The organism is Stenotrophomonas sp. YJH_SMC_37, assembly GCF_059370035.1.
Genome location: NZ_JCAFTG010000003.1, coordinates 108,283 through 125,580 on the forward strand (window position 1 = coordinate 108,283; position 17,298 = coordinate 125,580).

General features: G+C 66.7%; 17 protein-coding genes and 1 pseudogene. 16 read left to right on the forward strand and 2 right to left on the reverse strand.

Annotated features, from left to right (window positions below):
- Position 1: 1 nt before the first annotated feature.
- From AC5P8J_RS05200 to AC5P8J_RS05270, 15 genes and pseudogenes are all read left to right on the forward strand, one after another.
- Positions 2-532, forward strand: coding sequence for a FapA family amyloid fibril periplasmic chaperone (locus AC5P8J_RS05200; RefSeq protein WP_134729192.1), 531 nt, complete (start codon positions 2-4; stop codon positions 530-532).
- The gene (locus AC5P8J_RS05205; RefSeq protein WP_111098489.1) at positions 529-1,146 is read left to right on the forward strand and encodes a FapB/FapC family functional amyloid domain-containing protein; all 618 of its coding nucleotides are present in this window, start codon (positions 529-531) and stop codon (positions 1,144-1,146) included. Before AC5P8J_RS05200 ends, AC5P8J_RS05205 begins: the two co-directional genes overlap by 4 nt.
- Positions 1,147-1,189: 43 nt before the next feature.
- Positions 1,190-2,506, forward strand: a complete 1,317-nt coding sequence (locus AC5P8J_RS05210) for a FapB/FapC family functional amyloid domain-containing protein (RefSeq protein WP_057504019.1) — start codon at positions 1,190-1,192, stop codon at positions 2,504-2,506.
- A gap of 100 nt (positions 2,507-2,606) precedes the next feature.
- Complete coding sequence (locus AC5P8J_RS05215) at positions 2,607-3,311, forward strand: C39 family peptidase (RefSeq protein WP_134729190.1); 705 nt, start codon at positions 2,607-2,609, stop codon at positions 3,309-3,311.
- Between the two features lie 12 nt (positions 3,312-3,323).
- The gene (locus AC5P8J_RS05220; protein ID WP_197574998.1) at positions 3,324-4,073 is read left to right on the forward strand and encodes a hypothetical protein; all 750 of its coding nucleotides are present in this window, start codon (positions 3,324-3,326) and stop codon (positions 4,071-4,073) included.
- Positions 4,074-4,119: 46 nt separating this feature from the next.
- Positions 4,120-5,412: a transporter gene (locus AC5P8J_RS05225; RefSeq protein WP_227854190.1), complete on the forward strand. Its 1,293-nt coding sequence runs from the start codon at positions 4,120-4,122 to the stop codon at positions 5,410-5,412.
- A 45-nt stretch (positions 5,413-5,457) separates the two neighbouring features.
- Positions 5,458-6,348: pseudogene (locus AC5P8J_RS05230) on the forward strand (NAD(P)-dependent oxidoreductase); the annotation flags it as partial.
- Positions 6,349-6,449: 101 nt separating this feature from the next.
- Entirely contained in the window at positions 6,450-7,589 is a 1,140-nt protein-coding gene (locus tag AC5P8J_RS05235) for an SPFH domain-containing protein (protein ID WP_197577931.1), read from the forward strand.
- Positions 7,590-7,609: 20 nt separating this feature from the next.
- Complete coding sequence (locus AC5P8J_RS05240) at positions 7,610-8,962, forward strand: TFIIB-type zinc ribbon-containing protein (protein WP_180832459.1); 1,353 nt, start codon at positions 7,610-7,612, stop codon at positions 8,960-8,962.
- A complete protein-coding gene (locus tag AC5P8J_RS05245) occupies positions 8,959-9,216 on the forward strand; it encodes a hypothetical protein (protein WP_134734805.1) in 258 nt (85 codons plus the stop codon). Before AC5P8J_RS05240 ends, AC5P8J_RS05245 begins: the two co-directional genes overlap by 4 nt.
- Positions 9,217-9,425: 209 nt before the next feature.
- Positions 9,426-10,010, forward strand: coding sequence for an AprI/Inh family metalloprotease inhibitor (locus AC5P8J_RS05250; RefSeq protein ID WP_021202346.1), 585 nt, complete (start codon positions 9,426-9,428; stop codon positions 10,008-10,010).
- Positions 10,011-10,079: 69 nt separating this feature from the next.
- Positions 10,080-11,039, forward strand: coding sequence for a cation diffusion facilitator family transporter (locus tag AC5P8J_RS05255; RefSeq protein WP_111098495.1), 960 nt, complete (start codon positions 10,080-10,082; stop codon positions 11,037-11,039).
- A gap of 72 nt (positions 11,040-11,111) precedes the next feature.
- Positions 11,112-11,747 (forward strand): DNA-3-methyladenine glycosylase, encoded by a 636-nt coding sequence (locus AC5P8J_RS05260; RefSeq protein ID WP_026346997.1) that lies wholly within the window; start codon positions 11,112-11,114, stop codon positions 11,745-11,747.
- On the forward strand, positions 11,747-11,941 hold the full coding sequence (locus AC5P8J_RS05265; protein WP_019659790.1) for a hypothetical protein: 195 nt from the start codon (positions 11,747-11,749) through the stop codon (positions 11,939-11,941). Before AC5P8J_RS05260 ends, AC5P8J_RS05265 begins: the two co-directional genes overlap by 1 nt.
- Before the next feature lie 120 nt (positions 11,942-12,061).
- Positions 12,062-13,780, forward strand: coding sequence for a sensor domain-containing diguanylate cyclase (locus AC5P8J_RS05270; protein WP_134734804.1), 1,719 nt, complete (start codon positions 12,062-12,064; stop codon positions 13,778-13,780).
- Here the strand turns inward: AC5P8J_RS05270 and xth are convergent, their stop codons facing one another.
- Entirely contained in the window at positions 13,781-14,572 is a 792-nt protein-coding gene (gene xth, locus AC5P8J_RS05275) for an exodeoxyribonuclease III (protein ID WP_134734803.1), read from the reverse strand.
- Positions 14,573-14,733: 161 nt separating this feature from the next.
- On the opposite strand from xth, the gene AC5P8J_RS05280 reads away from it, so the two are divergent.
- Positions 14,734-16,320, forward strand: a complete 1,587-nt coding sequence (locus tag AC5P8J_RS05280; RefSeq protein WP_134729172.1) for an alpha-amylase family protein — start codon at positions 14,734-14,736, stop codon at positions 16,318-16,320.
- Here the strand turns inward: AC5P8J_RS05280 and AC5P8J_RS05285 are convergent.
- The gene (locus AC5P8J_RS05285; RefSeq protein ID WP_227854191.1) at positions 16,290-17,276 is read right to left on the reverse strand and encodes a TIGR03885 family FMN-dependent LLM class oxidoreductase; all 987 of its coding nucleotides are present in this window, start codon (positions 17,274-17,276) and stop codon (positions 16,290-16,292) included. The two genes, AC5P8J_RS05280 and AC5P8J_RS05285, sit on opposite strands and share 31 nt — an antisense overlap.
- Between the last annotated feature and the right edge of the window lie 22 nt (positions 17,277-17,298).

Consider the following 17,298-nt stretch of genomic DNA (forward strand, 5'->3'; position numbering starts at 1 on the left):
CATGGACGGCACCACCCTGGTTCGCGGCCTGGCCGCAGCACTGGCAATCGCCCTGCTGTTGGTTGGCACGGGCGCATCCGCGTCCGGCGCCCGCCAGGGCGTGAAGGCACAGCCGGGCGAAATCGTCCTGTTGCGGGACGTCTCCGCGCGGCCGGCCTATCGCATGGCACCACCGGGCATGGCCCTGATTGCCGACCCGAAGCCACAGCGCGAGATCGCCACCGCATTGGGCGCCGGTGGCACGACGACCGGCATGGACGAGTTGAGCGATGAGGACTATGCCCGCATGGGCGCCGGCCAGGCCGCGTCCATCGCGGCGCCGGGTGGAACCACCGTTGAACGGGTCACCCAGCAGGCCTTGGGCGGCACGCTTGGCCGCGGTGGTGATGGCATGGTCGGCAGCAACCTCGGGGGCGCCATGAGCGGTCCGCTCGGTGCGGTCGGCAGCAGCACCCGCGGTATCGCCGATACCGTGCGCGGCGCACTGGCCCAGTTCCCCCTGCAGGGCACGGCCCCGGCAGGTGGAAAATGAAGGCCCTGCACGGCGTGCTTCTGCTGCTCGCTGCCGCGCCCTGGGCGACCCGGGCCGATGACTACGGCGGCATGCTCGCCTATCTCGACGTGGCCCGCATCGACGGCCACGCACTGGCCGGGGCGAATGGGGCCATCGCCGTCAACCAGGCCGCCGGCGACCTCAACGTGCAGGCCAACCTGCGGGGTATCGCCAAGGGTGATCGCGCCGACGTGGCGATCAATGCCCGGCAACTGCAGCAGGGCAACCGCGTGCTGTCCGGGCCGCTGCAGGCCACCGCGTTCATTGGCGGTGACGCACTGGCCGGTGCCAGTGGCATCGCATCCATCAACCAGGCCAGCGGCATCGCCAACACGACGCTCAACGTCGTCAGCGCGACGCTGGCCCGACAGGGCATACGCGAAACCGACGATACGGCCTTGGCCGCCGAGGGTTCCGCGTTGGCAGGGGGGCGGGACGACACCGGTTACGGCGTCGCGACGGGCACCCGCAGCGCCGGTGTAGCCAGCACCGCACTGCGGGGATTCGACGGGGTCCTGCAACTCAATCAGATCGCGGGCAACGGCAACGACACGGCCAACGTACTGGGCCTGGTCGTGCAGGACCGCCCGTGACAACCACCCAACCGATGCACCACCTGATGAGAGAGAGGGCACCATGAAAGCGACCGTCAAACAGACCATGCTCGCCATGGCGATTGCCACTGCCTCGACCGCCGCTGCGGCCAATGGCTGGGACAACCAGAACGCCAACGCGAACATCAACCACAACCACACCGTCAGCGAGACCCGCAACGACACGCACAACCACACCGACAACGACGTGCGCAACCGCACTGTCAACGTCAACGTGCAGAAGCACAGCAACATCCAGGCCGACGAACGCAAGGAAAAGAACAACCACGGCGTCGACGTGAACCTGGAGAAGGACCTGCGCCTGAGCACCGACATCAATTTCTCCGGCGACCCGAACATCACCGGCGACATCGACCTCGACTCGGCGGCCATTGCCGTGATCGACAACCGGCAGTCGATCAGCAACAACGCCACCAGCAACAGCCTGGTCACCAACAGCGCGTCGATCGGTGACAGCGTCGGTGCCGGTGCCTCGGGCAATCTGGGCTTCAATGTCGTCTCCGGCGACAACAATGCGCAGGACAACGCGGCCTCACTATCTGCGGCCGATGCGTCCTTCAGCTTCGGCATGGCCGACGCCGAGGTGTTCGTCAACCAGGCCGGCTTCGGCAACGCCACCATGAACTCCGGTGTCACCAACGCCGCAGGTCTCAGCGGCAACGCCTTTGGCGGCGCGTCCGGCAACATCGGTGTAAACATCGCCTCGGGCAACAACAATGAGCAGAAGAACGCGCTCGCGGCGTCGGTAGCGACCACGGCGGTGGCCCAGTCGAGCATCAGCTCCAACCAGGTCTCCACCGGCAACACGGTCAGCAACGCCGGCTTCGTGCAGTCCTACACCGATACCGTGCAGGTCGGCATGCGTGGCGGCGTCAGCGGCCTGACACTGGCCTATGGCGCGGGCACCTACCGCGGCACCGGCAACGCCTACCAGATGGCCAACTACTACCTGGATACGTGGAGTGGCGAGCTGCCGCACCCGGGTGGCAACAGCACCGGCCATATCGATCTGGACAACCAGATCCAGAACGCCACGATGAACCCCAACCGGCCAGGGGTGGGCGGCCTGGGCTTCGATACGCGTGAGAGTGGCACCAGCCAGTTCGTCGAACTGGGCGTGGCTGACCTGTATGCCAGCCTCAGCGGCACGGTCAGCACCACGCGGTGGGTGAACGTCAATGCGACCAACACCTCGGCCTTGTCCGGCAGTGCCTTCTCGGGCGCCTCCGGCAACATCGGCGTGAACGTTGCTGCGGGCACCGGCAACCTGCAGGCCAACAGCCTGGCCCTGGCAGTCGCCCAGCCCAGCACCGGCGGCGGTGGTGGCAGCGGCGAGTAAGCGCAACACCCCGGCCGTCCGCCAATGGCCGGGTCCCCGGGAGCCCCTGTTCCTCCTCCCCCTTGGAACGGGGGCTCCCCCCTGCTGCCGGAGAACGTAGATGATCCGTTGCCCTCCATCGATGCGCCTGCTGGCCTGCCTGTGGCTGCTGGGCACCGCATGGGCGTGGGCCGGCGAGGTCCACTTCGCCGGCGTGCTGCCCAACGGCGCGCTGCTGCAGCAGAAGGTCGAAAGCATGCAGGAGCGGCGCTACCGCAACGTGGTGCGCCAGCACACCGATTACAGCTGCGGGGCAGCCGCATTGGCGACCATCCTGCGCCATGCCTATCACCTGCAGACCGACGAAGCGACGGTGATCGAAGGAATGATGGGGGTTTCCGATCCAGCGCTGGTGGCCGAACGCGGCTTCTCCCTGCTCGACATCAAGCGCTACGTGGAATCGCTGGGCATGCGTGGCCGGGGCTACCGCATCGATGAAACACGACTGCGCACCCTTCGCGTGCCAGGACTGGTGCTGATGGACGTGCGCGGCTTCCGCCATTTCGTGGTGCTCAAGCAGGTGCGCAACGGCATCGTGGAAGTGGCTGACCCGATCCTCGGCAACCGCAGCCTGGCGCTGCCGGAGTTCCTGGCCGCCTGGCCATCGCGCGCGGTCTTCGTGGTGATCGGCAGCGACTTCGATCGCAACACCGTTCTTCTGCAACCCAGCGAACGGCCAAGCGCCCGCGCGCTCTACGCGCGGCAAGGGCCGATCACCGATGCCGAACTGGTCGACTTCGGCTTCAGCCACGCCGACCTGTTCTGAGGAGGTACGACCATGTTCCGTCAACACGTATGGATGGCTCTGCTGCTGATGGCCCCTGCCCTGCCCCTGCAGGCCGCCGACGGCAGGACGGGGCGTGGACTCACGGAAATCCCCGACCCGGAGCTGAGCCTGATGCGGGGGCGCTACACCGTGGGTGGCAACAACGTTGCCTGGTTCGGGGTCACCATGGTGTCGCAGTGGCAGGCCAGCAACGGCACGACCCTGCAGGGCAGCCTGACCCTGGGCATGGACTTCCGTGGTGCTGGCGCGCCGAAGCTCAGCTTCCAGCCCAGCGTGAATGTCACGGCAGCCGATGCGCCGCTGCCCGATACCCACGGACGCAGCATCGACAGCAGCGGCCTGGCCAATGCCAGCGGCCTGGTGCAGAGCGTGCAGGTGGCCGGCGATGGCAATGTCGCGCGCAACGTCACCACGCTGACCGTCCGCGAGGGTGGCGTGCCGGCTGTTCTCTCTGATGGCGCAGGCAACGTCACCGCGCAGCCGGCCGGCGCCAGCGCGACGGCCGTGCTGGAAGGCAACCAGGCACACCTGCTGCTGCAGGTGGATGGCCAGGGGCTGGTGCAGCAGTGGATCCGCAATGGCAGCGTCGGCCAGGGCATCGCCCTTACCGGTGACGGCCAGATCGCCAGCAACCAGCTGCGGCTGGAGCTGGTGCGCAACGCCGTGGGCGGCAACCTGCCGTTGAGCCAGAACGTGGCCCAGGCGATTGCGTTGAACCGCGGCATGGGGCCGGGCCAGTAGAAGGGCCTGGCATTGGGGGAAACGCTCCACAACGCAGGACACGAACATGCACACCCTGATGAGGATCACCCCGTTGGCGCTGGCGGCGCTGGCGGGCACCGCCCTTGCCGTGCCGCCGACGCCTGACGATGGCGCAGACGTGCAGGCCCTGGCCAACCAGCTGGAACAGCTGAAAGCCAACTACGCACAGGAAGTGCGGCGGCTGCGCGAACTGGACATGCAGGTGCAGGCCATGCAGGCACGCTTGGGCGGGCGGGTTGGCCCAGCCTCGACCCCACCTGCCGCGCCATTGGCGCAGGCGGCGGCCGCCGCGGTTCCACCGAGCAGCGAGGCCTACGCCAGTACCGCTGCCGAGGCCCAGCAGGCCAGGCAGGAGTCGCGGCGCAGCGTGGACGACGTGAAGCAGCAGCAATCGGCCCTGTTCTCGCGTCGCTTCACCATCGAGAACAGCCTCACCTACGCCCGCTATGACCGCAAGCAGCTCACCCTCAACGGCTTCCTCGCGTTGGACGCCATCTTCCTCGGCAATATCGCCATCGAGAACGTGGAGTCCGACTCGCTGACCTATAACGTGGCGGCCCGCTGGGGCGTCAGCCCGAACCTGACCCTCAACCTGGATGTGCCCTACCTGGCGCGGCGCACCGTGTACCAGAAAGGCGGCGCCGGCGGTGCAGCGGCCGCCATCGCGCAGGAGCAGACCAACGGCAACGGCCTGGGCGACATTGGCCTGAGCGCGAACTACCGGCTGTTCGGCGAACGCGGCTGGCGCCCTGAGACCGTGCTCACGGCCGGTGTCACCGCCCCCACCGGGCGCGCGCCCTACGGCCTGGACTGGAAGGTGATCGAACGCGATGACGACGACTACATCCGCTTCGCCGTGCCGCGCGAGCAACCCACCGGCAACGGCGTATGGCAGGCCAACCTCGGCCTGTCGATGGTGAAGACCGCTGACCCGGCCATCCTGTTCGCCAACATCGGGTACGTGCACTCCATCCCTCGCGGCTTCAGCGACATCGACAGCAATCCGGATACGGTCAACCCAGGCGACGTGAAGCTGGGCGGCTCGGTGTACTTCGGTGCTGGGGTGGCCTTCGCATTCAACGAGCGGACCAGCCTGAGCCTGTCCTTCAGCGACCGCATCAGCGCCCGCGCCTCCACCCGCTTCCAGGGTGGCAAGTGGATGAAGGTGATCGGCAGTGACGCCAATGCGGCATCACTGAACCTGGGCGTGACCTATGCGTTGAACCAGCACACCACGCTGGTGACGTTGCTGGGCATCGGACTGACCCCGGACGCACCGGACTTCACGCTGGCGTTCAAGATTCCTTACATGCTCTAGCGGCCACTGCCCATGGCATGATGGGCGCTCTGCGGCCAGCGGACGTCCATCATGCGCATCGGATTCCTGGGACTTGGAGTGATGGGAACGCCCATGGCGGCCCATCTGGCTCGCGCAGGTTACGAGGTATGCGGCTGGTCGCGCTCCGACCGCAACCATGCGGCCGCGCGCACCGCCGGCATCAACGTCTGCGAGGCGGTGGACGAGGTATTCGCGGCCTGCGACACCCTCATCCTGATGCTGGCCAATGACGATGCCATCGACAGCGTGCTCGATCGGCATGGCGCGGCGTTTGGCGAGCGGGTCGAGGGCCGCCTGCTGATCAACATGGGTACCAGCTCGGCAACGTACTCACAGGCGCTGGCCGAACAGATCCGTGCCGCGGGCGGCCGCTACGTGGAAGCGCCGGTGTCTGGCTCACGCGTGCAGGCCGAAGCGGCGCAGCTGGTGATCCTGCTGGCCGGTGCCGATGTCGACCTCGCGGCAGCCGCCCCACTGGTTGCACCGATGGGCAGGCAAACGGTGTGCTGTGGTGCAGTGCCGTCCGCACTGCGCATGAAACTGGCGGTGAACCTGTACCTGATCACCTTGGTCACCGGCTTGGCCGAAGCGGTGTACTTCGCCGAAGCACACGGCATCGAGCTTGACCGCTTCGCGCAGGTGCTCAACGCAGGGCCGATGGCCAGCGAAGTATCGCGAATCAAGCTGGACAAAATGATCCGTGGTGACTTCAGCGTGCAGGCGTCGATCACCGACGTGCGCAAGAACAGTGGGCTGGTAGCCGCTGCCGCCCATGAGGTGGGCATGCATGCGCCCTTGATCGACGCCAGCGACGCGCTGTTCGCACAGGCACTGGCGTCCGGATCGGGGGCGCTGGACATGGCGGCCGTGCTGCAGGCGGTACGGGCCGGGCCAACCGGCACTGGCCGGCGCTGATCCGGATTCATGTTCCGGCACTACTGCCGTCCTCCACCGCTGCTATATTCAGTCCAGCTCGGCAGGCATGGTGCCTGCCTTCGAATCACAGGGAGTTGGTCATGGGTCTGGTACAGGCGGTGAAGGGTGCGGTTGGCGGTGTGCTGGCCGACCAGTGGAAGGACTTCTACACCGTGCCGGCGGGCCTGCCGTCCACGGCCGCCCTGTTCGCGGCAGTGCCGCAGGGCACCAATGCCGGCCGCGGCTCCAACACCAGCGGCTCGTCCAACATCATCACCAACGGCTCGAAAATCATCGTGCCCGAAGGTTACGGCCTGCTGCTGTTCCAGGACGGTGCGATCACCGCATTCGTCGCCGAACCGGGTGGCTACGAATGGCGTTCGGACGATCTGAACTCGCAGTCGATCTTCGCCGGCGACGGCCTGGTCAGCACCTTCATCAAGCAGAGCTGGGAACGCTTCAAGTTCGGCGGCCAGCCGGGCGCGCAGCAGGCGGCCTACTTCGTCTCGCTGAAGGAATTGCCGGACAACCGCTTCGGCACCCAGTCGGAAATCTACTGGGACGACGGATTCCTCAATACCCAGGTCGGTGCGATCACCCGCGGCTCGTACACGCTGAAGATCGTCGACCCGATCCTGTTCGTGAAGAACTTCGTGCCGGCCAGCTACCTGCGGCCGGGCCAGGTGTTCGACTTCACGGATCTGGACAACGCCGCTGCCAGCCAACTGTTCAATGAAGTGGTCGGTTCGCTGGCCCCGGCCTTCAGCCTGTATACCAACGATCCGGGCAAGGGCAACCGCATCACCAAGCTGCAGCAGGACTCGCTGGGCTTCGCGCAGAGCCTGTCCGCCGCCGTCGAGCAGGGTTACCAGTGGAAGTCCGACCGCGGCCTGGCCATCGTCAAGACCGCCATCGTCTCGATCGAGTACGACGCCAACACCCGCGAACTGCTGAAGACCGTGCAGCGCGCCGATGCGCTGTCCGGTTCGCGCGGCAATTCCAACCTGCAGGCCAGCGTCGCCCAGGGCATCCAGTCGGCCGGCGAGAACGGCGGTGCGGCGGGCCTGGTCGGTGTCGGCATGGCCTCGGGCATGTTCGGTGTGGGCGGCATGCAGCAGCCGGTCACCCCGGCTGCGGATGACCCGGTGGCCAAGCTGAAGAAGGCAAAGGAAATGCTGGACCTGGGCCTGATCACCCAAGGCGACTATGACGCCCTGAAAGCCAAGGCACTGGGCCTGTAACAGCAGAACGCACAACCCACATGTCCGATCCCAGAAACGGCCCACCGCCGCTGCCCGGATCCGTGCCCGCGACGCCGCCGCCCCTGCCGGCGGCGTCGTTGGATGGGCCCGGTTCGCCGCAGGACGTCCCTCCCCTGCCCGGCAGCTTCCCGCTGGACACGCCGACTCTGCCACAGGCCATCCGCGATGAAGTGGAAGCGCCCGATCCTGTGGCCATCGATACCTCGGCCAGCGAGCTGAAAGACGGTCTCAACCGCTGCCCGAAGTGCGGCGCCACCGACATCCGGCCCAAGGCCGGCACCGATATCCTGGTCTGCCTGTACTGCCGTCACGAATGGCATGGCGCGCGCGTGGAGGAGGAATTCGGGCTGGGCGAGGCCATCGACCAGCTGCGCGGTACGGTCATCGCCTCCGGCGCGCGTGACATCGACGCCGACACCTCGGCGTTGATGACGTTCAAGTGCACCGGCTGCGGTGCCGAGGTCACGGTCAATACCGAAAGCACGATGACGGCGCGCTGCCACTGGTGCCGCCACGTCTTCGGCGTCAACGAACAGATCAGCAATGGCGCCGTGCCCGATGCAGTGCTGCCCTTCCACATCAAGAAGGACGATGCGGTCGCGCGCATCCGCCAGTTCGTCGACAAGCGCCGGATGTTCGCGCTGAAAGCGTTCAAGGACCAGTTCACCCCGGAAAACGTGGTGGGCGTGTTCCTCCCCTACATGATCGTCGACAGCAATGTAAGCGCGGCCGTGGCCGGCAAGGGCGAGATCAAGACGCGCGAGTACACGGTGGGCAGCGAGAAGAACAAGCGCACCCTCTACGACGCCGATGTCTACCAGGTCGAACGCCAGGTCGATTTCACCGTTGATGACCTGCCCCTGGAATCCTCGGCCGAGCGCGGCAATCTGGATACCCGGGCCAACACCAACAACATCATCAACACCATCCTGCCATTCGACACCAAGAACGCGGTGAAATGGAACGCTTCGTACCTGGCCGGCTTCACCTCTGAAAAACGCAATCTCGACGTGGAAAAGCTGCGGCCGCGGCTGGAAGACCAGCTTCTGTCGATTGCCCGCGCACAGGTGGAAGGTTCGGTGAGGCGCTACAACCGTGGCGTGCGTTGGGAACAGGAACAGCTGGAGGTGCATGGAACGCGCTGGGTGTCGATGTACCTGCCGGTGTGGTTGTACTCGTATCACCAGCCCGGAAAGAACGGCGGCATGTTGCACTACATCGCGGTGAACGGCCGTACCGGCGAAACCATGGGCAGCGTGCCCGTGCAGCAATGGAAGATGCTGCTGGCGGCACTGGCCACCGGCACCATCATTGAAGCCCTCGCAATTGCCTTCCTGGTAGCATCGACATGAGCGACGACAGTGGACTCTGGCTGTTGGCGGCAGGTCCAGCCGGCGCGACCGCGCTGTACTGGGCGCTGTACCGCTATTACCGCAACACCGACAAATCGCATTCCTTCGAGCACGAGACCGAAATCGAGGCACAGCCCGTGACCGGTTCGGACAAGCAGGTGGGCCGGGTCACCGGCACCGAGGAAAAGCGCATCCGCGGTGACAACGTGTACGAGTACCGGAAACGGGTGGTAAGGGTGAAACCCGACCCGTAGCGCCAAGCCATGCCTGGCTGCGGGAGGTGCCGGCCGCGGGCCGGCATTCCTTCGGCTCTGGGCGTCAAAGGGGAGCCGGCCAGCGGCCGGCACTACCCTTCAGCGGACAGCACCTGTTCTTGGCTGGCTTGCCTCAGGGCGCGCCCTCACACCGTCTCCCACCCCACCGGTTCGATACTCGCGCGATCCACCCTTCCGAGGATCCTGCGATGGCTGCTCTGCTTGCCCGTAGCTGCCTGTCGGCGCTGTACTTCCTGGCCCTGCCCGCCCTTGCCCAGGACGCTTCGTCCGGCTTCGGCGAACAGACCACCCACACCGACCAGACCACGCAATCCAGCAGCACCCAGACCCAGACCAGTGGTTCAATGACCACGCAGACCACCACCAGTGGCAGCTCCCAGTCCGAGTCGCGCACCGAAAGCAAGGAGATCGACGTGGGCTTCGGTTTCCACGACGACAACGACGACTGGAACCATGACCGCCACCGCGGCGACCGCGATGTGCGCGACAGCGATCTGTTCGGCAGCTGGACGCTGGGCCAGGAGAACGGCAGCACCTGCACCATCGAGCTGAAGAACAGTGAGTGGTTCGGTGGCTACAGCGCCTACGTGCCTGCCGGCTGCCCGGACGGCTTCTTCTCGGCCAACCGCTGGGTACTGTCGGGCAACCAGCTGCTGCTGACCGATACCAGCAATACGGTGTACGGGCGTTTCCGCGCGTCGGGCAGCGGGCGCTGGTCGGGGTTCCGCGAGTCGGATGGAGCCCGGCTTTATCTCAATCCCAGGGGGCGTTGACCGCGACGTGCACGCGATGGGCACGGGCAGACCGCGAAGATCAGCCGTCTACCGTGCCCCGCTGCTGACATGTCCGCTCCCACCGGTTCCCGCCTTGTCATCTATGCCGCGCTCGCGGGCAACCTCGCCATTGCGATCGCCAAGTTCATCGCCGCCGGTATCTCCGGCAGCTCGGCCATGCTCAGCGAAGGCGTGCATTCGCTGGTCGACACCCTCAACGAGGTGCTGCTGCTGTACGGGCTGCGCCGCGCCGGCAAGGCGCCGGACCCGGTACATCCGTTCGGCTATGGCCGCGAACTGTACTTCTGGAGCTTCATCGTCGCCCTGCTGGTGTTCGCTGCCGGCGCCGGTGTGTCGGCCTACGAAGGTATCCAGCACATCCGCCAGCCGGAGCCGGCCACCAACCACGCGTTGAGCTACAGCGTGCTGGGCATCTCCATCCTGTTCGAGGGTGCCTCCTGGTGGGTGGCGCTGCGCGAGTTCCGGCGTACCAAGGGCAAGCTTGGCTACTTCGAAGCCTTCCGCCGCAGTAAGGATCCTTCCACCTTTACCGTGCTGCTGGAGGATAGCGCGGCCCTGCTGGGCCTGGGTTTCGCACTGATCGGGCTCGTGGCCGCACAGATCCTGGACATGCCGGTGCTTGATGGTGTGGCGTCGCTGTGCATCGCGGGCGTGCTTGCCGCCACCGCCTTTCTCCTCGCACGCGAAACCAAGGGACTGCTGGTGGGTGAGCCGGCCCACCCGGCGGTGGCCGATCGGATCATGGCCGTGGCGGAAACCGATCCAGACCTGCGCCGCGCCAATGGCGTGACCACCATGCAGATGGGCCCGGAACAGGTCGTGGCCATGCTCAGCGCCGAGTTCGAGGATGACCGGCGGACCCCGCAGATCGAAGCCTGCATCACCCGCATCGAAACGGCGGTGAAGCGCGAGTATCCGGAACTGGTGGCACTGTTCATCAAGCCACAGACGCCGGAGGTCTATGCCGCACGGAGAGCCGCACTGGCCGCCGGTCCTGCGCAGCAATGACACTGCGTCTGCGCCCGTTTCACCTGCCTGATGCCACAGTGCCATCACCGTTTGCCCGAGCCTGCCTCTACCGTGCCGGATTGGTTGCCTGCCTCTCTTCAGATCCTCCCGCGCAGCTTCTACCGGCGCCCGCCCGTCGAGGTTGCGCCCGAGCTGCTCAACAAGCTCCTGGTCCGTGACGATGGCCGGGCCGGTCGCATCGTTGAAGTCGAAGCCTACGCGGGCAGTGTCGATCCGGCCGCACACTCCTATCGCGGGCAGACGCCGCGCACGGCCAGCATGTTCGGTGAGGCCGGCCACCTGTATGTCTATTTCACCTACGGGATGCACTGGGGCAGCAACGTTGTCTGCGGCGAAGTGGGTGAAGGCGTGGCGGTGCTGCTGCGGGCCATCGAGCCGCTGGTGGGCCTGGAGCGCATGCGCGAACTGCGCCCCGCTGCGCGCCGCGACCACGATCTGGCCAGCGGGCCCGGCAAGCTCTCGCAGGCCTTCGGGCTGGACCGCAGCTTCGACGGCGCTGATCTGGTGACCGGCAACCACGGCATTGTCATCGTCAGCGACGGCGTGCCGCCGCCGGAGGATCCAGTGGTCGGGCCCCGCATCGGCATCACCCGCGCTGTTGATTTCCCCTGGCGTTGGCACGTCCGTGATCATCGTCACGTATCGATACAGCCACGCCGCGCTCTCTCCCCGGCGAGGAAACGATGATGACCCCGCTCGACAAACCGCTGCGACGCGAACTGGACATCGATGGCCAGCCCTACACCCTCATCGTGGACCCCGAAGGACTGAAGCTGGTTGAAAAGGGGCGCCGCAAGGGCATCACGCTGCGCTGGCAGGACCTGGTGTCCGGTGATGCCGCGCTGGCTACCGCCTTGCAGGCATCGCTCCGGCAACACTGAGCCGGCGCGCGCGCCTCACGCCGGCATCACCCTGCCATGGCGATACATAACGCCGCACGCACTACCGTGATCCAAGACAGCCGCCGCAACCGCCCTCGCCACCCAGCCCTGAAAAGCGCCATGGACGAAGCCGAACGACTGCTCGAAATCGAACGACTGCACCTGTTGGATACGCCCCCGGAGCCGGTGTTCGATGCCATCGTCGCCGCCGCCCGCGCCGCGACCGGCCTGACGATGGGCCTGATCACCGTGGTGGCCGAAGACCGCCAGTGGTTCAAGGCCAACATCGGCCTTGAGGGCGTCAGCGAGACGGCTCGCGAAATTTCCTTCTGCACCCATGCCATACGCCAGGACGAGCTGTTCGAGATACCCGATGCGCGCCAGGATCCACGTTTCTCCACCAATCCGCTGGTGACAGGTGGGCCGCGCATCCGCCACTACGCTGGCATCCCCCTGGGCTCGGCGCACGGCGCACGTATCGGCACGCTGTGCCTGCTCGACCCGATGCCCGGCGTGCTGTCCCCCTCCCAGCGCGAACTGATGGTGCATCTGGCGCGGGTCACCACCCAGGTGCTGGAACAGCGCAGTACCCTGATGGCGCAGGTGGGCCAGGCGAAAGCGCTGCAACGCGAGCTGAAACGCAGCGAAGACTTCCTGGAGCGCACCAACCGCGCGGCGCGGGTGGGCGGCTGGGAGATGGACCTGGTCACCAACGAAGTGCGCTGGACCCGCGAGACCAAGCAGTTGCACGGCGTGCGCAGCAACTTTGAACCGACGCTCGACACCGCGCTGTCGTTCTATCGCGAAGACAGCCGCAACATCATCCGCGCGGCAGTGCAGCGTTGCATCGACGAAGGCACGTCCTGGGAGGTGCAGCTGCCAATGACGACCGCCGACGGGCGCGCGATCTGGACCCGGGTGGTCGGCAGCCGGCAACAGGTCGACGGCCATCCGCGCCTGGTCGGGGCCATCCAGGACATCACGGACGAGCGGGCCGCGCTCGACGCGCTGGAAGCCAGCGAAACCCGCTACCGGCGACTGTTCCACTACAGCCTGGGCCTGATCTGCACCCACACGCTGGACGGGACATTGACCTCGGTGAATCCGGCGGCGGTGCAGTCGCTGGGCTTCGAGGAAAGCCAGATGATCGGGCGCAGCCTGTGTGACCTGATGCCACCGGAAAAGCGCGAGGGCTTCAAGGCCTACCTCGCCCGGATCCAGGCAAACCACACCGACGCTGGCGTGATCGAGCTGATTGCCGCCGATGGTACGCGCCACTACTGGGCGTACCACAACGTGCTCGACAACGAAGCCAGCCCGCCCTACGTGCTGGGGCATGCGCAGGACGTCACCGCGCTGAGGATGCAGGAGCAGCAGCTGCGCGACATGTCCTTCAAGGATCCGCTCACGCAGTGCTACAACCGGCGTTACCTGCACCGGCTGGATGAACTGATTGACGAGCGCTGGGCGTGCGTGATGTTCGATCTGGACCATTTCAAGCACATCAACGACACCCAGGGCCACCGCCGTGGCGATGCCGTGCTGGTCGAGTTCGCCACCTTCCTGCGCTCGCCGCTGGGCAAGGACGAGACCGTGGTACGGCTGGGTGGCGACGAGTTCATGGTGGTGCTGGTCGCGCCAGCGAATGGCCGCCTGAGCGAACTGGAGCATTGGTACCAGGACCACGCCGCGCTTTCGCCCAGCGCGTTCTCGATGGGTGCGGCCATCAACACGCCCGGCGAACCCGTGGCCGACACCATCCAGAAGGCGGACAGCCGCCTGTACCGCACCCGCGCGCGGGTACGCCGCGAGCGGCGCGAAGACCCGGCCGCACGCTGATCACGCCCTGACCGTCACCCAGGCTGGCGCGTGGTCGCTGGCCTTTTCCTGCAGTCGTACCCAGCGGTCGACGCCGGCATCCTTCAGTCGCCCCGCCAGTATCGGATTCAACAGCAGATGATCGATGCGCAGCCCACGGTCGCGCTCGGCATGTTGGCGGAAATAGTCCCAGAAGGTGTAGATCGTGGCGTCGCCGTGCACCTTTCGCAGCGCATCGGTCCAGCCCTGCGCGAGCAGCCGCTCGAAGGCATCGCGAACCTCGGGCTGGAACAGCGCATCGCGGCGCCAGGCCTTGGGGTCGTAGACGTCGGCTTCGTTGGGAATCACGTTGAAATCACCCAGCAGCAGCGCCGGGTGCGGCACCTCGACCAGGCTGCGCGCATGCCGGATCAGGCGTTCCATCCAGCGTAGCTTGTAGTCGAACTTCGGCCCGGGCTGCGGGTTGCCGTTGGGCAGGTAGAGGGCACCCACGATGACGCCGTGCACCGCTGCCTCAAGGTAGCGACTCTGCGTATCCTTGGGTTCGCCCGGCAATCGTCGGCGGCTCTCGACCGGCATGGTGCCCCGGGCCAGCAGCGCCACGCCGTTCCAGCGCGCCTCACCCTGCCAGAGTGCACCGTAGCCGGCCTCTTCCAATGCCGCAGCGGGAAACGCGGCGTCGGTGGCCTTCAGTTCCTGCAGGGCAACCACGTCCGGCGATTCCCTGTGCAGCCAGTCCAGCAGCTGCGGCAGGCGTGTGCCGATGCCGTTGACGTTGAACGTCGCAATACGAAGCGTTTTGCGGCGGGGCATGGATAAAGGTTCCTCGACGCAGCGGGACGAGCATTCACTCTGCGCGCCCAGGCATGCAGGGACCGTGGATGCCACGTCATGATGCGGTGCCGTCCGGTTCACGGACCGCTGCCATGTCGCGCAGCAGGCTGGTCACCCGTGGACAGTGACGGAGAAGCCCAATGGCGGTGCGCCCGCTGCGCGCGATCTACCAGGTCGACCCCTACCTGTTCCGCGACAGCAATGGGCGCGGCTGGGGCACCCTGGATGGCATCACCGAAAAGCTGGACTACCTGCAGTGGCTCGGTGTCAGCCACCTGTGGCTGCTGCCGTTCTACTGCAACGCCGGCCGTGACGGTGGCTACGATGTCACCGATCACTACCGCATCGATCCACGCCTGGGTGACGAGGCGGCGTTCCAGCGCCTGGTCGATGCTGCCGCCGCACGCGGTATCGGCATCATCGTCGAGCTGGTGATGCAGCACACTGCCAGCGCTCACCCGTGGTTCGTCGCCGCGCAGCGCGGCGACCCGGCCTGGCGCCGCTGGTACCTGTGGAGCGACCACGTGCCCGACGATGGCCTGAAGCCGATGTTCCCGCCGATCGAGGCGTCTGCCTGGACCTGGAACGCCGAGGCCGGCGCGTTCAACCGGCATATGTTCTACCGGCACGAGCCAGACCTGGAGCTGGCCCATGCGCCAGTACGCGACGAACTGCTGCGGGTGATGACGTTCTGGATGCAGCGCGGCGTGGCCGGCTTCCGCGTGGACGCGGTGCCGTACATGGCCGAGCGCGCGCGACACGCCGACCCCCGCGACGACGGGCTGTGGCTGCTGGAGGAAATGCGCGCCACGGCAGACGCGCAGCAGCCAGGCCTGCCGCTGATCGGCGAAGCGGACGTCCCCGCGTCGCGCTACGGTGACTTCCTCTGCCAGGGCCGGCGGCTTTCGCACCTGCTGGATTTCCACCTCAACAATCATTTCTTCCTGGCCCTGGCGCGCGGCGACGCCAGCGAAGTGGCCCGGGTCATGGCCGAATACGGACCGCAGGCGCCGCCGCACACCCGCATCGCCTGGCTGCGCAACAACGATGAGCTTGACCTGGAGCAGCTGGAGCCGGACGAGCGCGAAGCGGTGATGGGACGCTTCGCCCCTGAGCGTGGCATGCGCATCTATGCCCGTGGCATCCGCCGCCGGCTGGCACCGATGCTGGAGGGCGACATCGCATGGCAGGGTATGGCTTGGGCGGCATTGCTGTCGCTGGGCCAGGTACCGGTGATCCGCTATGGCGAAGAGATCGGCCTCGGTGACTGCCTGGAGCTGCCAGAGCGCAATGCCGTGCGCATGCCGATGCACTGGCACGGTGGACCAGCGGCGGGGTTTACCGATCAACCGCGGCATGCCTGGCGCGCACCACCGGCAGACGGCCCGTACGGTTACCGCACGGTGAACGTCGAGGCGCAACGCGCGACGCCAGGTTCACTGCTGCTGCGGGTGCGCGAGCTGCTGCAGCAGCGCAATGCACATCCCGTGCTGCAGCAGGGTCCTCACACGCTCGACCCGCCATCTCCCGCGCTGCTGATGCTCCGCTACGGTGAGGCACCCCATCAGGCACTGGCACTGATCAACTTCGGCGACGAGCCGGTCGAGGTGGACGTGCCCCTGGGCGGTCCGTTGAACACGCTGGTGGGCCAAGGCGCCAAGCTGCAGGATCGCCGCTGTTACCTGCAAGGCCATGGCTATACGTGGCTGGCCGCCGAGGGTGCCTGAGTGCGCGGCGCAGGCAGTACGTGCTCGGCGAAATCATCGATGAAGCGTTCCTGCTCGCGGTTCACGTTGTGCAGGTAGATGCGATCGAAGCCCAGTCCCTGCAGCTCCTGCAGCCAGGCCCGATGCTGGCCCAGGTCTGCCGAGACATGCACGTGCTGGCGCACCACCTCGGCGCTGACCGATCGGGCCTGTGCTTCGAACTGTTCGGGCTGGTCCAGCCCTTCGGCCAGTTCCGGCGGCAGCACGTTGGCGCTCCACTGCTCCATCGCACCTTCCAGCGCCGCCTGTTCGGCGCGCGCGTAGGACAGCTTGGCCTGCAGGTACATCGGCTTGCCCCTGCCACCGCCGTCCTCGAACGCCGCCACCACACGCCGCAACTGCGCCAGTGGCTGGCTGATGGTGATCAGGCCATCGGCCCAGCCCCCTATCCAGCGTGCAGTTTCCTCGGTGACGGCCGCCCCCAGCAGCGGCAGGGGAAGCGCCGGGCGACTGTAGAGCCGTGCCTGGCGCACCCGGAAGCCACCGTCGTGGTCGACCTGCTCGCCGCCCCACAGCCGCCGCATCACCTCGGCCGCATCGCGCAGTGCCTTCTGCCGCTCGCGCTTGGCTGGCCACGGCTGGCCAGTGATGCGCTCGTTCAGGGCCTCGCCGGTACCCAGCGCCAGCCAGATCCGGCCCGGCGCCAACTGCTCCAGCGTCGCCGCTGCCTGTGCCACCAATGCCGGGTGCTGGCGCAGCATCGGGCAGGTCACCATGCCCAGGGTCAATGCGCTCTGCACCGCCAGCGCGCCGGCCCATACCCAGCTGTGGCCGGACTGCCCTTGCGAGGTCGTCCACGGGTGGAAGTGGTCCGAGCACATCAAAGCCTCGAATCCCGCCTGTTCGGCGCGCAGTGCCAGGCCCAGCAAAGTGGCGGGCGGGAACTGCTCATGCGATGCGTGGTAGCCGATGGTCATCACGGATTCCGTGCGGGGACTG